At 71.1% G+C, this 14270-nt stretch carries 13 protein-coding genes; 10 read left to right on the plus strand and 3 right to left on the minus strand.

Features of this window, described 5'->3' with window-relative positions; genetic code table 11:
- Window positions 1-293: 293 nt before the first annotated feature.
- From ccrA to pssA, 7 genes are all read left to right on the plus strand, one after another.
- Window positions 294-1631, plus strand: a complete 1338-nt coding sequence (gene ccrA, locus ABZ719_RS27765) for a crotonyl-CoA carboxylase/reductase (protein ID WP_366727946.1) — start codon at window positions 294-296, stop codon at window positions 1629-1631.
- 17 nt (window positions 1632-1648) lie between these two features.
- Window positions 1649-3796, plus strand: a complete 2148-nt coding sequence (locus tag ABZ719_RS27770) for a protein meaA (protein ID WP_366727904.1) — start codon at window positions 1649-1651, stop codon at window positions 3794-3796.
- Window positions 3793-4767, plus strand: a complete 975-nt coding sequence (locus ABZ719_RS27775; protein WP_366727905.1) for a CoA ester lyase — start codon at window positions 3793-3795, stop codon at window positions 4765-4767. Before ABZ719_RS27770 ends, ABZ719_RS27775 begins: the two co-directional genes overlap by 4 nt.
- 5 nt (window positions 4768-4772) lie before the next feature.
- Entirely contained in the window at window positions 4773-5288 is a 516-nt protein-coding gene (locus ABZ719_RS27780) for a MaoC family dehydratase (RefSeq protein ID WP_366727906.1), read from the plus strand.
- Window positions 5289-6494 (plus strand): acyl-CoA dehydrogenase family protein, encoded by a 1206-nt coding sequence (locus ABZ719_RS27785; RefSeq protein WP_366727907.1) that lies wholly within the window; start codon window positions 5289-5291, stop codon window positions 6492-6494.
- A gap of 170 nt (window positions 6495-6664) precedes the next feature.
- A complete protein-coding gene (locus tag ABZ719_RS27790; protein ID WP_078884257.1) occupies window positions 6665-7321 on the plus strand; it encodes a phosphatidylserine decarboxylase in 657 nt (218 codons plus the stop codon).
- A gap of 22 nt (window positions 7322-7343) precedes the next feature.
- The gene (gene pssA, locus ABZ719_RS27795; protein WP_366727947.1) at window positions 7344-8162 is read left to right on the plus strand and encodes a CDP-diacylglycerol--serine O-phosphatidyltransferase; all 819 of its coding nucleotides are present in this window, start codon (window positions 7344-7346) and stop codon (window positions 8160-8162) included.
- 72 nt (window positions 8163-8234) lie between these two features.
- On the opposite strand, the gene ABZ719_RS27800 is transcribed toward pssA, so the two are convergent.
- Window positions 8235-9353, minus strand: a complete 1119-nt coding sequence (locus ABZ719_RS27800; protein ID WP_366727948.1) for a glycerate kinase — start codon at window positions 9351-9353, stop codon at window positions 8235-8237.
- 277 nt (window positions 9354-9630) lie between these two features.
- Between ABZ719_RS27800 and ABZ719_RS27805 the strand changes: the two genes are divergently transcribed.
- A complete protein-coding gene (locus ABZ719_RS27805) occupies window positions 9631-10122 on the plus strand; it encodes an NUDIX hydrolase (protein WP_366727908.1) in 492 nt (163 codons plus the stop codon).
- Window positions 10123-10225: 103 nt separating this feature from the next.
- Window positions 10226-10969 carry a Sir2 family NAD-dependent protein deacetylase gene (locus tag ABZ719_RS27810; RefSeq protein ID WP_366727909.1) on the plus strand — a complete coding sequence of 248 codons (744 nt, stop codon included), beginning with the start codon at window positions 10226-10228 and terminating at the stop codon, window positions 10967-10969.
- Here the strand turns inward: ABZ719_RS27810 and ABZ719_RS27815 are convergent.
- Complete coding sequence (locus tag ABZ719_RS27815; protein ID WP_366727910.1) at window positions 10966-11448, minus strand: methylated-DNA--[protein]-cysteine S-methyltransferase; 483 nt, start codon at window positions 11446-11448, stop codon at window positions 10966-10968. The two genes, ABZ719_RS27810 and ABZ719_RS27815, sit on opposite strands and share 4 nt — an antisense overlap.
- Window positions 11449-11459: 11 nt before the next feature.
- Window positions 11460-12956 (minus strand): AlkA N-terminal domain-containing protein, encoded by a 1497-nt coding sequence (locus ABZ719_RS27820; protein WP_366727911.1) that lies wholly within the window; start codon window positions 12954-12956, stop codon window positions 11460-11462.
- A gap of 252 nt (window positions 12957-13208) precedes the next feature.
- On the opposite strand from ABZ719_RS27820, the gene ABZ719_RS27825 reads away from it, so the two are divergent.
- Window positions 13209-14270 carry an alpha/beta hydrolase-fold protein gene (locus tag ABZ719_RS27825; protein ID WP_366727912.1) on the plus strand — a complete coding sequence of 354 codons (1062 nt, stop codon included), beginning with the start codon at window positions 13209-13211 and terminating at the stop codon, window positions 14268-14270.

Below are 14270 nucleotides of genomic sequence, written 5' to 3' on the forward strand. Positions count from 1 at the left end.
CCTTGTCAGCTGACACGCGGTGTCATACGTTGAAGGTGTCCGGGCGACCGGCACGCAGCGACCGCACCGCGTGCCGACTGTCCCGGCGGGCCCCGGCCCGCACGCCCGGACGCCTGCGTCACAGGCATCTTCCGCGCCACAAAGCGCCGCCACGCACCACCCGCCGCACCACCGGCACCCCGCCGAACCGACGGCACCCGCCCGAACCCCCGCAGCACCCACCCCGCACCGACGAACCCTCAGCGCCCCTGGCCCTCACCGGGACGCTCACCGCCGGAGGCAACACCGTGACCGTGAAGGACATCCTGGACGCGATCCAGTCGAAGGACGCCACGTCCGCCGATTTCGCCGCCCTGCCGCTCCCCGAGTCGTACCGCGCGATCACCGTGCACAAGGACGAGACGGAGATGTTCGCGGGTCTGGAGACCCGCGACAAGGACCCGCGCAAGTCGCTGCACCTGGACGACGTGCCGCTGCCCGAACTGGGCCCGGGTGAGGCCCTGGTGGCCGTCATGGCCTCCTCGGTGAACTACAACTCCGTGTGGACCTCGATCTTCGAGCCCCTGTCGACGTTCGGCTTCCTGGAGCGCTACGGCAAGGTCAGCGAACTCACCAGGCGGCACGACCTGCCGTACCACATCATCGGATCCGACCTCGCGGGCGTCGTCCTGCGCACCGGACCCGGCGTCAACGCCTGGCAGCCGGGCGACGAGGTCGTGGCCCACTGCCTCTCCGTCGAGCTGGAGTCCTCCGACGGGCACAACGACACCATGCTCGACCCGGAACAGCGCATCTGGGGCTTCGAGACGAACTTCGGCGGCCTCGCCGAGATCGCCCTCGTCAAGTCCAACCAGCTGATGCCCAAGCCGGACCACCTCAGCTGGGAGGAGGCCGCCGCGCCCGGCCTGGTCAACTCCACCGCCTACCGCCAGCTCGTCTCCCGCAACGGCGCCGGCATGAAGCAGGGCGACAACGTGCTCATCTGGGGGGCGAGCGGTGGTCTCGGCTCGTACGCCACCCAGTTCGCGCTGGCCGGCGGCGCCAACCCGATCTGCGTGGTCTCCTCGCCGCAGAAGGCGGACATCTGCCGGTCGATGGGCGCCGAGGCGATCATCGACCGCAACGCCGAGGGCTACCGGTTCTGGAAGGACGAGAACACCCAGGACCCCAAGGAGTGGAAGCGCTTCGGCAAGCGCATCCGCGAACTCACCGGCGGCGAGGACATCGACATCGTCTTCGAGCACCCCGGCCGCGAGACCTTCGGCGCGAGCGTCTACGTCACCCGCAAGGGCGGCACCATCACCACCTGCGCCTCGACCTCGGGCTACATGCACCAGTACGACAACCGCTACCTGTGGATGTCCCTGAAGCGCATCATCGGCTCCCACTTCGCCAACTACCGCGAGGCGTGGGAGGCCAACCGGCTCATCGCCAAGGGCAGGATCCACCCCACGCTCTCCAAGGTGTACTCCCTCCAGGACACCGGCCAGGCCGCCCACGACGTGCACCGCAACGTGCACCAGGGCAAGGTCGGCGTGCTGTGCATGGCCCCCGAGGAGGGGCTGGGCGTGCGCGACGAGGAGATGCGCGCGCGGCACCTCGACGCCATCAACCGCTTCCGCGACATCTGAGACACCCGGAGGCAGAGATGACTGAGCGTCGGACGGTGCCTGCGGCGCAGGGCGCGCCGGTGTCGCAGGAGACGAAGACCAGGAAGCACGGCGAGGGGCCGGGGGACACCGGCACCGGCACGGAGCGCCCCGCGCCGCGGGCGCGAAGGGAGAGGGACCGGCCGTGGCTCATGCGCACCTACGCCGGCCACTCCACCGCCGAGGCGTCCAACGAGCTGTACCGGCGCAACCTCGCCAAGGGGCAGACCGGTCTGTCGGTCGCCTTCGACCTGCCGACCCAGACCGGGTACGACGCCGACCACGTCCTCGCCCGCGGCGAGGTCGGCCGGGTGGGGGTGCCGGTCGCGCACCTGGGTGACATGCGCAGGCTGTTCCAGGACATCCCCCTGGAGCAGATGAACACCTCGATGACGATCAACGCCACGGCCATGTGGCTGCTGGCGCTCTACCAGGTCGTCGCCGAGGAGCAGGGCGCCGACGTCACCAAGCTCCAGGGCACGACCCAGAACGACATCGTCAAGGAGTACCTGTCCCGGGGCACGCACGTCTTCCCGCCGGGTCCGTCGCTGCGCCTGACCACCGACATGATCGCGTACACGGTCTCCCACCTCCCCAAGTGGAACCCGATCAACATCTGCAGCTACCACCTGCAGGAGGCCGGGGCCACGCCGGTGCAGGAGATCGCCTACGCGATGTCCACCGCGATCGCCGTCCTGGACGCCGTGCGCGACAGCGGCCAGGTGCCGCCGGAGCGCATGGGCGACGTCGTCGGACGCATCTCCTTCTTCGTGAACGCGGGCGTCCGGTTCGTCGAGGAGATGTGCAAGATGCGCGCCTTCGGACGGATCTGGGACAGGATCACGCTGGAGCGCTACGGCATCCAGGACCCCAGGCACCGCCGCTTCCGCTACGGCGTCCAGGTCAACTCCCTGGGGCTGACCGAGGCGCAGCCGGAGAACAACGTCCAGCGGATCGTGCTGGAGATGCTGGCCGTGACCCTCTCCAAGGACGCCCGCGCGCGTGCCGTGCAGCTGCCGGCCTGGAACGAGGCCCTGGGTCTGCCCCGCCCCTGGGACCAGCAGTGGTCCCTGCGCATCCAGCAGGTGCTGGCGCACGAGAGCGACCTGCTGGAGTACGAGGACATCTTCGAGGGTTCACACGTCATCGAGGCGAAGGTCGCGAAACTCGTCGAGGAGTCCCTGGCCGAGATCGAGCGGATCCAGGAGATGGGCGGCGCGATGGCCGCCGTCGAGTCCGGCTACCTCAAGTCGCAGCTCGTCTCCTCGCACGCCGAGCGGCGGGCCCGTATCGAGTCCGGTCAGGAGAAGATCGTGGGCGTCAACATCTTCGAGACGACCGAGCGCAGTCCGCTGACCGCGGACCTGGACACAGCCATCCAGACGGTCGACCCGGCTGTCGAGGCCCGTGTCATCGCCGCGCTGCAGCACTGGCGCGACACCCGCTACCAGCCGCCCTTCAACCACCCGCGCCCGTGCAAGGCGCTGGAGAAGCTGAAGGAGGCCGCGAAGGGCACCGACAACCTCATGGAGGCCACCCTGGAGTGCGCCCGCGCCGGAGTCACCACCGGCGAGTGGGCCGGGGCCCTGCGCGAGGTGTTCGGCGAGTTCCGCGCGCCGACGGGCGTCTCGTCCGCGCCGGTCGCGGTCACCGCGGCGGAGGGCTCGGCGCTGCACGACGTGCGCCGCAAGGTGGACGCCACCGCCCGCGATCTCGGCGTCGGCAAGCTGCGCTTCCTGGTCGGCAAGCCGGGCCTGGACGGGCACTCCAACGGCGCCGAGCAGATCGCGGTGCGGGCCCGCGACGCCGGGTTCGAGGTGGTCTACCAGGGCATCCGGCTGACCCCCGAGCAGATCGTGGACGCGGCCCTGGCCGAGGACGTGCACGCGGTCGGCCTGTCCATCCTCTCCGGCTCGCACGCGCAACTGGTGCCGGACGTGCTGGAGCGGCTGCGTGTGGCCGGTGCCACAGACATCCCGGTGATCGCCGGTGGCATCATCCCTGGCGGTGACGCCGAACAGCTGAGGGCCGCCGGAGTGGCCGCGGTGTTCACCCCGAAGGACTTCGACATCACCGGCATCATCGGCCGCATCGTGGACGAGATCCGCACAGCGAACAAGCTCGACCCCCTGGAGGTCCCCGCATGACCAGTCCCGCTCCGCAGGTCAACCGACTGCGCCCGCGGCGCTCCTGCCTGGCCGTCCCCGGCAGCAACCCGCGCTTCCTGGAGAAGGCGCAGGGCCTGCCCGCCGACCAGGTCTTCCTCGACCTGGAGGACGCGTGCGCTCCGCTGGCCAAGCCCGAGGCGCGGCACACCATCGTCAAGTTCCTCAACGAGGGCGACTGGAGCGGAAAGACGCGGGTGGTCCGGGTCAATGACTGGACGACCGAATGGACGTACCGCGACGTCGTCACCGTCGTCGAGGGCGCCGGCCAGAACCTGGACTGCATCATGCTGCCGAAGGTGCAGAGCGCCGAGCAGGTCGTGGCGCTCGACCTGCTGCTGACGCAGATCGAGAAGACCATGGGCTTCGAGGTGGGCCGCATCGGCATCGAGGCGCAGATCGAGAACGCGCGGGGCCTGAACAACGTCAACGAGATCGCCGCCGCCTCGCCGCGCACCGAGACGATCATCTTCGGCCCGGCCGACTTCATGGCCTCCATCAACATGAAGACGCTGGTCGTGGGCGAGCAGCCGCCCGGCTACCCCGCGGACGCCTACCACTACATCCTGATGAAGATCCTGATGGCGGCCCGGGCCCACGACCTCCAGGCGATCGACGGCCCCTACCTGCAGATCCGCAACGTGGACGGCTTCCGCGAGGTCGCGCAGCGCGCCGCGGCGCTGGGCTTCGACGGCAAGTGGGTGCTGCACCCCGGTCAGGTGGAGGCCGCCAACGAGGTCTTCTCGCCCTCCCAGGAGGACTACGACCACGCCGAGCTGATCCTGGACGCCTACGAGTACTGCACCTCGGAGGCCGGCGGCAAGAAGGGCTCGGCGATGCTCGGCGACGAGATGATCGACGAGGCCAGCCGCAAGATGGCGCTGGTCGTCGCGGGCAAGGGCCGCGCCGCCGGCATGCGGCGCACCAGCAAGTTCGAGATCCCGGAGGCCTGAGCGCGATGCAGTTCGGACGCACCTACGAGGAGTTCGAGGTCGGCGCGGTCTACAAGCACTGGCCCGGCAAGACGGTCACCGAGTACGACGACCACCTCTTCTGCCTCCTCACCATGAACCACCACCCGCTCCACCTGGACGCGCACTACGCCGGGGAGACGACGGACTTCGGCAAGAACGTGGTGGTCGGGAACTACGTCTACTCCCTGCTGCTCGGCATGAGCGTGCCCGACGTGTCCGGCAAGGCGATCGCCAACCTGGAGATCGAATCGCTCAGGCACGTGGCGCCGACCTTCCACGGCGACACCCTCTACGGCGAGACGACCGTGCTGGACAAGTGGCCCTCGAAGTCCAAGGACGACCGCGGCATCGTGCACGTCGAGACCCGGGGCTACAAGCAGGACGGCACGGTGGTGTGCGTCTTCCGCCGCAAGGTGATGGTGCCGACCGCGACGTACATCAAGGAGCGCGGCGGCGAGCAGCCGGGCCGCCCCGAACCGAAGGAACAGGGGAAGAAGTAGATGAGCCGTCTCGCCCAGACCCACGGTCTCACCGACGTCCAGCAGGAGATCGTCTCCACCGTGCGGGACTTCGTCGACAAGGAGATCATCCCGGTCGCGACCGAGCTGGAGCACCGCGACGAGTACCCGCAGCAGATCGTGGACGGCCTCAAGGAGCTGGGCCTGTTCGGTCTGATGATCCCCGAGGAGTACGGGGGACTGGGCGAGTCGCTGCTGACGTACGCGCTGTGCGTGGAGGAGATCGCGCGCGGCTGGATGTCGGTGTCCGGCATCATCAACACCCACTTCATCGTCGCGTACATGCTCAAGCAGCACGGCACGCGGGAGCAGAAGGACCACTTCCTGCCGAGGATGGCCCTCGGCGAGGTCCGGGGCGCCTTCTCGATGTCGGAGCCGGCCCTCGGCTCGGACGTGTCGGCGATCACCTCGAAGGCGGTGCGGGACGGCGAGGAGTACGTCCTGACCGGCCAGAAGATGTGGCTGACCAACGGCGGCACGTCCTCGCTGGTCGCGGTGCTGGTGCGCAGTGACGAGGGTCACCCGGAGGGGACGGCCCCGCACAGGTCGATGACGACCTTCCTGGTGGAGAAGGAGCCCGGCTTCGGTGAGGTGCGGCCGGGTCTGACCATCCCCGGCAAGATCGACAAGATGGGCTACAAGGGCGTCGACACCACCGAGCTGATCATGGACGGCCTGCGGGTCCCGGCCGACCGGGTGCTCGGCGGGGTCACCGGCCGCGGCTTCTACCAGATGATGGACGGAGTCGAGGTCGGCCGGGTGAACGTGGCGGCCCGCGGCTGCGGTGTCGCCCAGCGCGCCTTCGAGCTGGGCGTGCGCTACGCGCAGCAGCGGCACACCTTCGGCAAGCCGATCGCCCAGCACCAGGCCATTCAGTTCAAACTGGCCGAGATGGCCACCAAGGTCGAGGCCGCTCATGCCATGATGGTGAACGCGGCCCGGAAGAAGGATTCCGGCCAGCGCAATGACCTTGAGGCGGGCATGGCGAAGTACCTGGCCTCCGAATACTGCAAGGAGGTCGTCGAGGACGCCTTCCGCATCCACGGCGGCTACGGCTTCTCGAAGGAGTACGAGATCGAGCGTCTCTACCGCGAGGCCCCGATGCTGCTCATCGGTGAAGGTACCGCCGAGATCCAGAAAATGATCATCGGCCGCCGGCTGCTCGAGGAGTATCGGTTCCAAGGCTGAATGTCCGCATACGGGGTGTTTTATCCGAGAAGAAGATCACACCCCGTCAGCGGTCTTCGGCCGTCGACTCGGCTTCCCGGCTTACCCAGTTGTGGCCCTTAACCGCTACGATCGCGGAAAGCCGCCGTCCCCCGTCGAGAGCGCGGCATCATCCGCTACGAAGGTCATCCATGCCCCACAGCCAAACCTCTGCACCTCGCGACAGCCTCGCCGGCGTACGCCTCGCGCGCGGAGCATCGCCGTGGCTTCTGCCGACCGTCGCCACCGCAGCCGTCAGCCTGGTCCGCGCCCGCCGCTCGGGCGTGGCCAAGGCAGTAGCCGTCCCCGCCACCGCGCTCGCGGCGGGGATGCTGTGGTTCTTCCGCGACCCCGAGCGCGAGATCACCCCGGGCCGGGTCATCTCGCCCGCCGACGGTGTGGTGCAGAGCATCATGCCGTGGAAGGACGGCCGCACCCGCGTCGCGATCTTCATGAGCCCGCTGAACGTCCACGTCAACCGCGCCCCGCTCTCCGGCACGGTCACGTCGGTCGAGCACGTTCCCGGCGGGTTCGTTCCGGCGTTCAACAAGGAGAGCGAGAACAACGAGCGGGTCGTCTGGCACTTCGACACCGAACTCGGCGACATCGAGATGATCCAGATCGCCGGCGCGGTGGCCCGCCGCATCGTCCCCTATCTCCCGTCGGGCACCAAGGTCGAGCAGGGCGACCGGATCGGTCTGATCCGCTTCGGCTCGCGCGTCGACCTCTACCTGCCCGAGGGCGTGGAGGTCGCGGTGGAGGTCGGCCAGAAGACCGTGGCTGGGGTGACTCGCATTGACCGTGATTGATCCCGAGACCCAGGCCGGCTGGGTGCCCGAGGCCGACGACATGGACGACGAGGAGGAGATGCCCCTCTCGCTGCGCCTGTCGATAGCGGACACCCTCACCCTGGGCAACGCCACGTGCGGGTTCATGGCGGTGTACTTCACCACCACCGGCATCCTGATCCCGCACCTCACCGGCAGCCAGGAGTCGGGCATGGCCCGGCACAGCGCCGCCACGGCGGTCATCCTGATGCTGTGCGCGGCGGTCTTCGACCTGTTCGACGGGCTGGTCGCGCGCAAGCTGCGCTCCTCCCCCATGGGAGCGGAGCTGGACAACCTCTCCGACCTGATCAGCTTCGGCCTGGCCCCGGCCTACTTCGTGCTGGTCTACGGCATGGTCGCCGACGACGCCCACCAGCGGATGGCGGCGCTCGGCGCGATCGTCGTACTCCTCGCGGTCGTCCTGCGGCTGGCGAGATTCTCCTGCGTGACGATGAAGGACGGCGTGTTCCAGGGCATGCCCTCGCCGTTCGGCGCGCTGACGGTGGTCTCCGTCGTCCTGCTGGAGCTGCCCTTCGTGGCGACGCTGCTGGCGATCCTCGGCACGGCGTGGCTGATGGTGAGCCGCGTGGAGTACCCCAAGCCGCGCGGCCGTCTCGCGGTGGCGATGCTCTCCTGGATCGTGCTGTCGATGGGCCTGCTGGCCGCCTGGGCCTTCGACGCCCCGAGCGGTCAGCTGCTGCTGCAGACCGGCTGCGCGCTCCAACTGGTGATGGGCGCGGTGATCCCGCTGTTCGCCACGGCCCGCCGGGTCAACAACTTCCGCGACAACCGGCGCGAGGCACGGGCGGCGCAGCTCCCGTAACCCCTCGGCACGCACAAGGGCCCCGGAACCGTACGGTTCCGGGGCCCTTCCGTTCGTCCGTCGCCGGCCGGGTCAGCGCAGGAAGTGCTCGCCGATGCGCTCGGCCACCCGCTCCAGGATCGGCCCGGCGTCCGCGATGCACTTGGCCACGTCCGGCTCGATGTCCGTGAGCGCGTAGGCCCGGCGGATCCCCGCCCGGCCCAGCACCTCGGGGGCGAGCGCGAGCCGCCCGCACACCGCGACGACCTCCTTGTCCGCCGCGCGGGCGGCGGCGGCGACCCCGGCCGGGGCCTTGCCGTGCAGGGTCTGCTCGTCCAGCGAACCCTCACCGGTGATCACCAGGGAGGCCCGCTGAAGCGCCGGCGCGAAGCCGAGCACGTCGAGCATGACCTCGATCCCGGCCCGGAACCGGGCACCGAGGATGAGCGCGCCGTACCCGATACCGCCCGCGGCACCGGCGCCGGGCGAGGCGGCGTACTCGGCGGCCCTGGCCCCGATCGCCCCCTCCAGCACCTTCGCGTAGTGCGCGAGGGCCGCGTCCAGCGTCTCCACGTCCTCGGGCGAGGCGCCCTTCTGCGGCCCATAGACCGCCGCGGCGCCCTTGGGCCCGGTCAGCGGGTTGTCGACGTCGCTGGCGAGCACGAACTCGACGTCGGCGAGCCGCGGGTCGAGCGCGGACAGATCCGCGTGCGCGAGGTCCGCCAGACCCCCGCCGCCGGGCGCGACCGGCTCCCCGTCGGCCCGCAGGAAGCGCGCGCCGAGCGCGCTGAGCATGCCCGCGCCGCCGTCGGTGGTCGCGCTGCCGCCGACCCCGAACACGATCGTCCGCGCGCCCGCCTCCAGCGCGGCCCGCAGCAGCTCACCCGAGCCGTACGTGGAGGCCGTCAGCGGCGCGAAGACACCGGCCGGAAGCCGCTGCAACCCGCTGGCCTCGGCCATCTCCACGACCGCGGTGTCGCCGCGCAGCGCGAACGCGGCCGTCACCGCCTCGCCGAGGGGGCCGGTGACCCGTACCTCACGGCGCTCGAACCCGGCCGCGACCGCCGCGTCCACGGTGCCGTCGCCGCCGTCGGCCACGGGCAGCGCCTCGACCTCCAGGTCCGGCACGACCCTGCGCAGCCCGGCCGTCACCCGCTCGGCGACCTGCACGGCCGTCAGCGAGCCCTTGAACTTGTCCGCGGCAACCAGCACCCTGCGGGTGCCGTGCACTGCAGCGTCCGCCACCTTGCATCCCCTTGCTCTCCGGGCCCCGCACGTCAGGGGGCCAGCCGCGCCGCTGTGACCATAACCGGCGACGCCCCCCGCCGTCATGCCCCGCCCGCTCCCTGAGAAGCGGCGGGCCCTGACCGAGCAGCGGCCCGAGCGGCACCGGGCCGTCCCGGGAAGGGCCTGCCCCGGCGAGCGCCGGGCCTCCGGGAAGCTCCGCGACCGTGCCCGCCCCTCCCCCGGTTGCCCTTACCCTTCCTGGATGACCACTGCGGACTACGCCACCTACATCGCCGGCCTGCCCCGTGTGCTCGCCGGTGCCGCCGCCCTCTTCCGTGACGCCCAGGGGCGGGTGCTGCTCGTCGAGCCGAACTACCGGGAGGGCTGGGCGCTGCCGGGCGGCACGGTCGAATCGGACACCGGGGAGAGCCCCCGCCAGGGGGCGCGCCGCGAGACCCTGGAGGAGATCGGCCTCGACCGCCCGCTCGGGCGGCTGCTCGCGGTGGACTGGGTGCCCGGCACCGGCCGCCCGCCGCTGGTGGCCTACCTCTACGACGGCGGGATCCTCGCGGAGGAGGACTTCAAGGCGATCCGGCTCCAGGAGGAGGAACTGCTGTCCTGGCGCCTGGTGGCGCGCGACGACCTCGCCGCCCATCTGGCGGGCTCGCTGGGCCGGCGGGTCCTGGCCGCCCTGGACGTGCTCACCGAGGGCGCGGGCACCGCGGAACTGGAGAACGGGTACCGCGTGGGCTGACCGCGCCGCGGTCCTCCCCGCGCCGGCTCCCGTCAGGCCCGTACCGTCCGTACCCCTGACAAAGGATTCGCCGGGTCCGCCCGCCCGTCCTACCCTCGGACCCATGGCCAAGCCCCTCGTCGCCCTCCTGAGCGGAGCCGGTGTCTCCACCGACTCCGGCATCCCGGACTACCGCGGCCCCAACGGGCTGTGGCGCAAGGACCCCGAAGCCGAGAAGCTCGTGACCTACGCGTACTACATGGGCGATCCGGAGATCCGGCGGCGGTCCTGGCGGATGCGGCGCGAGAACCGGACGCTGGGGGCCGAGCCGAATGCCGCGCACCGGGCGGTGGCCGAGCTGGAACGCTCCGGGGTGCCCGTCCGGGTGATCACCCAGAACGTGGACGGGCTGCACCAGCTCGCCGGGATGCCCGCCCGCAAGGTCGTCGAACTGCACGGCACGGTACGTGACTTCGTGTGCACCGAATGTCATGCGCGCGGCCCCATGGAGGACGCCCTCGCGCGTGTCGAGGCCGGCGAGGACGATCCGCCCTGCCGGCGGTGCGGCGGCATCCTCAAGTCGGCCACGGTCATGTTCGGCGAGCGCCTCGATGCGGTCGTGCTGGGTGAGGCGGTCGCCATCGCCAAGGCCTGCCAGGTGTTCATCGCCGTGGGGACGAGCCTGCAGGTGCACCCCGCCGCCGGGCTCGCGCGGGTCGCCGCGGACCACGGCGCCCGGCTCGTCGTCGTCAACGCCGAACCCACGCCGTACGACGACATCGCCGACGAGGTGATCCGCGAACCCATCGGCACCTCACTGCCCGCCCTGCTGGACCGGCTGCGCGACGAGAGCGCCCCCAACCTCTAGAAGAGACCGGCGCCCTGTTCGAAGTCGAGCAGCCGGCGCTTGCGGGCGAGGCCGCCGCCGTAGCCGGTGAGGCTGCCGTTCGCCCCGATGACGCGGTGGCACGGGACGATGATGCCGATGGGGTTCTTCCCGTTGGCCAGGCCGACGGCGCGGGATGCCTGGGGGTTGCCGAGGGCGTGGGCGAGTTCGCCGTACGTCCGGGTCTCGCCGTAGGGGATCGCGCGCAGTTGCTCCCACACGCGGCGCTGGAAGGGGGTGCCGGTCAGGCGCAGCGGCAGGGTGAACTCCCGGCGGCGGCCCGCGAAGTACGCGTCGAGCTGCTCCACCGCCTCGGCGAAGGCGCCGCCTCGCGGCTCGCCGAAGGTCTCCTGGGCCGGACGGTGGCGCTGGTCGGTCATGTACAGGCCGCACAGGACGCCGTCCTCGGCGACGAGCGTGAGCGGGCCGTAGGGGCTGTCGATGACGGTGTGCTGCTTCATGGCGAACGTCCTCAGACGGGAAGGAAGTTGATGGGGTGGCTGTCCGTGGCCCACAGGTACTGCACGGCGTAGGCCCGCCAGGGACGCCAGGCCGCGGCACGCGCGGTGAGGGCGGCCGGGGTGGACGGCAGGCCCAGTTCCCGGGCGGCGCGGCGGATGCCGAGGTCGGTGGGGAGGAAGGCGTCGGGGTCGCCGAGAGCGCGCATCGCGATGACGTCGGCGGTCCACGGGCCGAAGCCGGGCAGCGCCAGCAGGTCGGCGCGGGTCCGGGCCCAGTCGCTCTCCACCCCCAGCTGGAGGGTGCGGTCGGCCAGCCGCTGGACGAGGGTGGTGAAGGTGGTGCGCCGGCTGCGGGGCATGGCCAGCGACTCGGGGTCGACGGCGGCCAGCGCCTCGGGGGCCGGGAAGAGGTGGGTGAGGCCGCCGTCGGGGTCGTCGACCGGCTCGCCGTGGGCGGTGACGAGGCGGGCCGCGTGGGTGCGGGCGGCGGCCGTGGAGACCTGCTGGCCGAGGACGGCCCGGACGGCGAACTCGGCCTCGTCGACGGTGCGCGGCACACGCCGGCCGGGGGCCTTGGCGACCAGGGGGGCCAGGACGGGGTCGGCGCGCAGCTGGTCGTCGACGGCGACCGGGTCGGCGTCCAGGTCGAGCATGCGGCGGCAGCGGCTGATGGCCACGGGCAGGTCGCGCAGGTCGCTGAGGGTGAGCCGGCAGGCGATGTGGTCCGGGTGCGGTGTGAGGGCGGTGATGCCGTGCCCGTAGGGCAGGCGCAGGGTGCGGCGGAAGGCGCCGTCGCGCCACTCCTCGACGCCGGGTACGGCGGTCGCGGCGAGGTGGCCGAAGAGGTTGTCCGGGTTGAGCGGGGCGCGGAAGGGGAGGCGGAGGAAGAGGGCGCCGGGCGTGACGGCGGGCGCCCTGCCCGGGGCGGGCTGCCGGGGCGTGCGGCCGCGCAGCTCGCTGGGGGTGAGCGCGAAGACCTCGCGCACGGTGTCGTTGAAGGCGCGGATCGAGGCGAAGCCCGCGGCGAAGGCGATCTCCGCCATCGGCAGGGCGGTGGTCTCGATGAGCAGCCGGGCGGTCTGGGCGCGCTGGGCGCGGGCGAGCGCGAGCGGGCCCGCGCCGAGTTCGGCGAGGAGCTGGCGTTCGATCTGGCGGGTGCTGTAGCCGAGGCGGGCGGCGAGGCCGGGGACGCCGTCGCGGTCCACGACACCGTCGGCGATGAGCCGCATGGCGCGGGCCACGAGGTCGGCGCGCCGGTTCCACTCCGGTGAGCCGGGGCTGGTGTCGGGGCGGCAGCGTTTGCAGGCCCGGAACCCGGCCTGCTGGCAGGAGGCCGCGCTCGGCAGGAACGTCATGTTCTCCGGCTTGGGCGGCACCGCGGGACAGCTGGGCCGGCAGTAAATGCGGGTGGTCAGGACGGCGGTGAAGAACCAGCCGTCGAATCGTTCGTCCTTGGACTGGACGGCGCGGACACAGCGTGCACGGTCGGTGTGCATCCCCTTCTGCATGGGTCCAGGATCCTGCATCCGCCGTCCGGTCGCTGGCGGGAATCCGACATCACCCTTGCATGTCCTGGGCGGCTCCGGATCGCCTTGGCGAACTTTTCACCGTATTTCGGTGTGCGCATCGGCAACCCGGGCTCCCCATTTTGCATCCTGGTTGGTGCTGGGGGTTCGCAGGGTCTGCCCGTGGACGCACCGGCTTCTTGGTTTTCGGACGGCAGCCGCCGGTGCGGCGTGCCGCTACGGGAAGGTGGCCGCGTGGCGCTGACTGGTGCGACGTTCTTCTTCGTTCTCGTCGTCGCGACGGTCCTCGCGATGATCGCAACGGTCGCGGTGTGGTCGAAGGTGCGCGGGCCGCGACCGGTGCGCTGGCTGGTGCACGGCGCGATGATCGCCCTGTGCCAGCTCACCGCCATCACCGTGGTGGCGACCTGGATAAACAACAGCTACGGGCTGTACGCCTCCTGGCAGGACCTGCTGGGCACGACCAGCAGTGCGAACGCGGACGCGATGCCCGGCCCGCCGGTGAGCCGCGCCAAGTTCAACCACGGGACGCGCGACGGCGTGCTCGACACGTATTTCCGCGGCAGCCGCTCGACCCTGTCGGGCCAGGTCCTGGTGTGGACGCCGCCGCAGTACAAGGAGCCCGCCTACCGCAAGAAGCGGTTCCCGGTGCTGATCCTCATGCACGGCGTCCCCGGTTCGCCGCAGTCCTGGCTGGAGCACGGCGGGATGCCCGGGGACTTCGAGAAACTCATGAACCAGCGGAAGGTGCACCCCTTCATCCTGGTGATGCCGGTGATCGACCCGGGCAGCGTGGACACGGACTGCAGCGACCTTCCCGACCGCAAGGTCGCCACCTGGCTGGCCTACGACGTCCCCGACCTGGTCCGGCACAAGTTCCGCACCCTGCGCGGCAGCAAGGGCTGGGGCCTGATGGGCTACTCCACCGGCGGCTACTGCGCCGCGAAACTGCCGCTGCAGTACCCGAAGATCTTCGGTGCGGGCGCGGCCATCGACCCGGACCCGCTGACGGGCGACACCGCGGTCCTGAAGGACCCCAAGCTGCGCCGGGCCAACACGCCGGCCGATCTCGTCGTCGGCTCCACGGCCCGGGTCAGCCTGTTCCTCGCCACCTCCCGCCAGGACCGGGTCAGCCCGCCCGCCTCCATCGAGAAGTTCCTGGCGGCGTCGGCGGCGTCCTCGGTGCAGGTGCGCACCCAGTTGCTGCCCAGCGGCGGGCACAACTACCACACGTTCGCGGCGTCGTACCCGCTGGCCTTCCACTGGCTGGGCGCGTGGCTGTCGGCGCCGAAGTAG

Source organism: Streptomyces sp. NPDC006743 (genome assembly GCF_040703815.1).
Lineage (GTDB): Bacteria > Actinomycetota > Actinomycetes > Streptomycetales > Streptomycetaceae > Streptomyces.

Bases quoted from the DNA above. Each gene is read 5' to 3' on its own strand.
- ABZ719_RS27770 (WP_366727904.1), top strand. From the start codon at position 1,649: ATGACTGAGCGTCGGACGGTGCCTGCGGCGCAGGGCGCGCCGGTGTCG.
- ABZ719_RS27775 (WP_366727905.1), top strand. From the start codon at position 3,793: ATGACCAGTCCCGCTCCGCAGGTCAACCGACTGCGCCCGCGGCGCTCC.
- ABZ719_RS27780 (WP_366727906.1), top strand. From the start codon at position 4,773: ATGCAGTTCGGACGCACCTACGAGGAGTTCGAGGTCGGCGCGGTCTAC.
- ABZ719_RS27785 (WP_366727907.1), top strand. From the start codon at position 5,289: ATGAGCCGTCTCGCCCAGACCCACGGTCTCACCGACGTCCAGCAGGAG.
- ABZ719_RS27790 (WP_078884257.1), top strand. From the start codon at position 6,665: ATGCCCCACAGCCAAACCTCTGCACCTCGCGACAGCCTCGCCGGCGTA.
- ABZ719_RS27805 (WP_366727908.1), top strand. From the start codon at position 9,631: ATGACCACTGCGGACTACGCCACCTACATCGCCGGCCTGCCCCGTGTG.
- ABZ719_RS27810 (WP_366727909.1), top strand. From the start codon at position 10,226: ATGGCCAAGCCCCTCGTCGCCCTCCTGAGCGGAGCCGGTGTCTCCACC.
- ABZ719_RS27815 (WP_366727910.1), bottom strand. From the start codon at position 11,448: ATGAAGCAGCACACCGTCATCGACAGCCCCTACGGCCCGCTCACGCTC.
- ABZ719_RS27820 (WP_366727911.1), bottom strand. From the start codon at position 12,956: ATGCAGAAGGGGATGCACACCGACCGTGCACGCTGTGTCCGCGCCGTC.